This window comes from Halorhodospira neutriphila (assembly GCF_016584055.1).
GTDB classification, from domain to species: domain Bacteria; phylum Pseudomonadota; class Gammaproteobacteria; order Nitrococcales; family Halorhodospiraceae; genus Halorhodospira; species Halorhodospira neutriphila.
Map to the genome: position 1 here is coordinate 1 of NZ_NRSH01000181.1, position 3260 is coordinate 3260.

Sequence of the window (3260 nt, forward strand, 5' to 3'; positions counted from 1 at the left end):
CTGGCGGAGCTGCCGGTGCCGGGGTGAGACGAGCCGCACGGATCGGTTAGCGGCGCTGCCCCCCGAGCAACAACCCCGCGGCGCCAAAGCCCCCGGCGGCGCGTCAGCTGGTGGCCTTGCTCCGCCCGCGCCGGGCGCCGCCGCGCCGGCCCTTGCGCGCCGGGGCCTTGGCGAGCAGCTCCTGGCACTCCTCGTAGGTCAGCTCGCTGGGCTCGCGCTCCTTCGGGACCTTGGCGTTCTTCTCGCCGTTGGTCACGTAGGGGCCGTAGCGGCCGCGCAGGATCTGGACGCCGTCGCCGAAGTCGTGGATCGTGCGGTTGGCGTCGGCCTGCTTCTTCTCGCGGACCAGCTCCAGGGCCCGCTCGCGGGTGATGGTGTAGGGGTCCTCCCCCTTGGGGATGGAGACGAAGCGGTTGGCGAAGCGCACGTAGGGGCCGAAGCGCCCGATGCTCACCTGCACCGGCTCGCCCGCCTCGGTCTCGCCCATGTCGCGGGGCAGCTGGAAGAGGGCGAGGGCCTCCTCGAGGGTGATGGTGTCGACGCTCTGGCCGGGGCGCAGGCCGGCGAAGCGCGGCTTCTCGTCGTCGTCGCGGGAGCCGAGCTGGGCGAAGGGGCCGTAGCGGCCGATGCGCACGGTCACCGGCTTGCCGGTCTCCGGGTCCGTGCCGAGCTCGCGGGCCTGGACCACCTCCTCGCGGGAGACGCCCTTCTTCTCCTCGACGCGCTCGCGGAAGGGGCGCCAGAACGACTCGAGCACCGGCACCCAGTCCTGCTCGCCCCGGGAGATAGCGTCGAGGTCGTCCTCGAGCCGGGCGGTGAAGTCGTAGTCGACGTAGCGCTCGAAGTGCTCGGTGAGGAACTTGTTGACCGTCCGGCCAATGTCCGTGGGGATGAAGCGCTTGCCGTCCATCTCCACGTAGTTGCGCTGCTGCAGGGTGGAGATGATCGAGGCGTAGGTGGAGGGGCGGCCGATGCCGTACTCCTCGAGCGCCCGGACCAGGCTCGCCTCGGTGTAGCGCGGCGGCGGCTCGGTGAAGTGCTGCTCGGGGCGCACGGCGTGCAGCGCCACCCGCTCGCCCTCGGCGAGCTCCGGCAGGAACTTCTCGCCGGTGTCGTCCTTGCCGTCGTCGCTGCCCTCGCGGTAGACCACCATGAAGCCGGGGTCGGCCACGCTCGAGCCGGTGGCGCGCAGCAGGTGCTGCCCGTCGGCGTCGGCGGCGAGGTCGACGGCGACGGTGTGGATGGTGGCGTGCTTCATCTGGCAGGCCACGGCGCGCTTCCAGACGAGCTCGTAGAGCTTGCGCTGCTCGTCGCTGAGGTAGCTGCGCACCTCGTCCGGGTGGCGCGCCGCCGAGGTCGGGCGGATGGCCTCGTGGGCCTCCTGGGCGTTCTTCGAGCGGGTCTTGTAGGCCTTCGGCTTGCCGGGGAGCATCGCCTTGCCGTAGCGCTCGGCGATGACCTCGCGCATCTCGGCGACCGCCTCCTGGGAGAGGCTGACGGAGTCGGTGCGCATGTAGGTGATCAGGCCCACGGCGCCGCCCTCGCCGACGTCGATGCCCTCGTAGAGCTGCTGGGCGATGCGCATGGTCCGGCTGGCGGTGAAGCCGAGCTTGCGCGAGGCCTCCTGCTGCAGCGTCGAGGTGATGAACGGCGCTGCCGGGTTGCGCCGGCGCTGCTTGCGCTCTACCGCGGCGACGCGCAGCTCGCCGATGACCTCGGCCTCGCCGCCCGCCGGGCCGAGGGCGGCCGGGTCCGCCTGCGCCCGCGCCGCCTCGCGCAGGGTCTGCTCCACCTCGCGGGCGCGCGCCTCGTCGGTGATGGTGAACTGCCGGACCTTCTCGCCGGCGAGGACCGAGAGCTTGGCGGCGAAGGGCTGCTCGCCCTTGGCGGCGTCGGCCTCGATGGTCCAGTACTCCTGGGGCTCGAAGCGCTCGATCTCCCGCTCGCGCTCGCAGATCATGCGCAGCGCCGGGCTCTGCACGCGCCCGGCGGAGAGCCCGCTGGTGATCTTGCGCCAGAGCAGCGGCGAGAGGTTGAAGCCGACGAGGTAGTCGAGGGCGCGCCGCGCCTGCTGCGCGTTGACCAGCTCCGCGGAGATGTCCCGGGGGTGCTGCATCGCCTCCTGGATGGCGCTCTGGGTGATCTCGTGGAAGACCACCCGGTAGACCGGCTTGCCGTCGAGCACGCCCTTGTCGCGCAGCAGCTCGACGAGGTGCCAGGAGATCGCCTCGCCCTCGCGGTCGGGGTCGGTGGCGAGGTAGAGGGCCTCGGCCTTCTCGGCCGCCTTGGCGATGGCGTCGACGTGGCGCTGGTTCTTCTCGATGGGCGCGTACTTCATGGCGAAGTCGCGCTCCGGGTCGACGGCCCCCTCCTTGGGGACGAGGTCGCGGACGTGCCCGTAGGAGGCCTTCACCTCGTACTGGGAGCCCAGGTACTTGTTGATCGTGCGCGCCTTGGCCGGCGACTCGACGATGACGAGGCTCTTACCCATGGGGAGCAGTTCGTAGGTTGGCGGCGGTGGGTCGGTGTAGAGGCGCCTCGCCACGCGGGCTCAAGGGCACCAGCCGGGCCGGTGGCCCGGCGCTGTCAGTGGACGAGGTGGGTCGGCACGTCGAACATGAGGTTCTCCATCCAGGTGTAGGCCTCCTCCTCGCCGGGGCGGTTGAAGAGCACCATGAGGATGACCCACTTGACGGTGTCGAGGTCCACCTCCTCGTCGTCGAGGGCGAGGATCCGGTCGAGCACGAGCTCGCGGCTCTCGGGGGTGAGGATGCCGACCTGCTCGAGATAGAGGATGAAGCCCCGGGTCTCGGTGTCGAGGCGGGCGAGCTCCGGCTCGCCGAAGAGCCGGATCGACGGCGCCGCCGACGGCGAGGCCGGCAGGACCCGCGAGTCGGCGAGGGCGTCGAGCCACTCGAACGCCTTGCGGATCTCCAGGGCGCTGAAGCCCGCTTCGTGGAGCTCGCTCTCGAGCGAGTCCCGGTCGCCCGGCTCCTCGTCGTTGTACAGGTAGTTCTCGAACAGGTACATCAGCACTTCGAAAACATTTTGCTTCATTTTCAGCCCTCTGGCTTGCGCCGCTGATACCGGCCCCCGGGTATCGCAGTCAACAAGCCCTTTAGCTCCATGTCGAGCAGAATGGATGAAAGCCTATCGGGCGTCAATCCAGAGCGCCGCTCGAGGGTATCGAGGGTGACCGGGTCGTGGCCGAGCGCTGCAAGTACCTGAGCCTCCTCGGAGCCGGGGGCGGCAGGGGCGGC

The 3260-nt window shown here is 70.5% G+C and carries 3 protein-coding genes; all 3 read right to left on the bottom strand.

Features of this window, described 5'->3' with window-relative positions:
• Nucleotides 1-103 precede the first annotated feature (103 nt).
• Nucleotides 104-2491: a DNA topoisomerase I gene (locus CKO13_RS11375; protein WP_200261107.1), complete on the bottom strand. Its 2388-nt coding sequence runs from the start codon at nucleotides 2489-2491 to the stop codon at nucleotides 104-106.
• A gap of 95 nt (nucleotides 2492-2586) precedes the next feature.
• On the bottom strand, nucleotides 2587-3057 hold the full coding sequence (locus CKO13_RS11380; RefSeq protein ID WP_200261110.1) for a Smg family protein: 471 nt from the start codon (nucleotides 3055-3057) through the stop codon (nucleotides 2587-2589).
• A 2-nt stretch (nucleotides 3058-3059) separates the two neighbouring features.
• On the bottom strand, nucleotides 3060-3260 hold a 201-nt coding region (locus CKO13_RS11385; RefSeq protein ID WP_200261112.1), incomplete at its 5' end, for a DprA-like winged helix domain-containing protein.

Coding starts and splice junctions, on each gene's coding strand:
- CKO13_RS11375 (WP_200261107.1), bottom strand. CDS start 2,491: ATGGGTAAGAGCCTCGTCATCGTCGAGTCGCCGGCCAAGGCGCGCACG.
- CKO13_RS11380 (WP_200261110.1), bottom strand. CDS start 3,057: ATGAAGCAAAATGTTTTCGAAGTGCTGATGTACCTGTTCGAGAACTAC.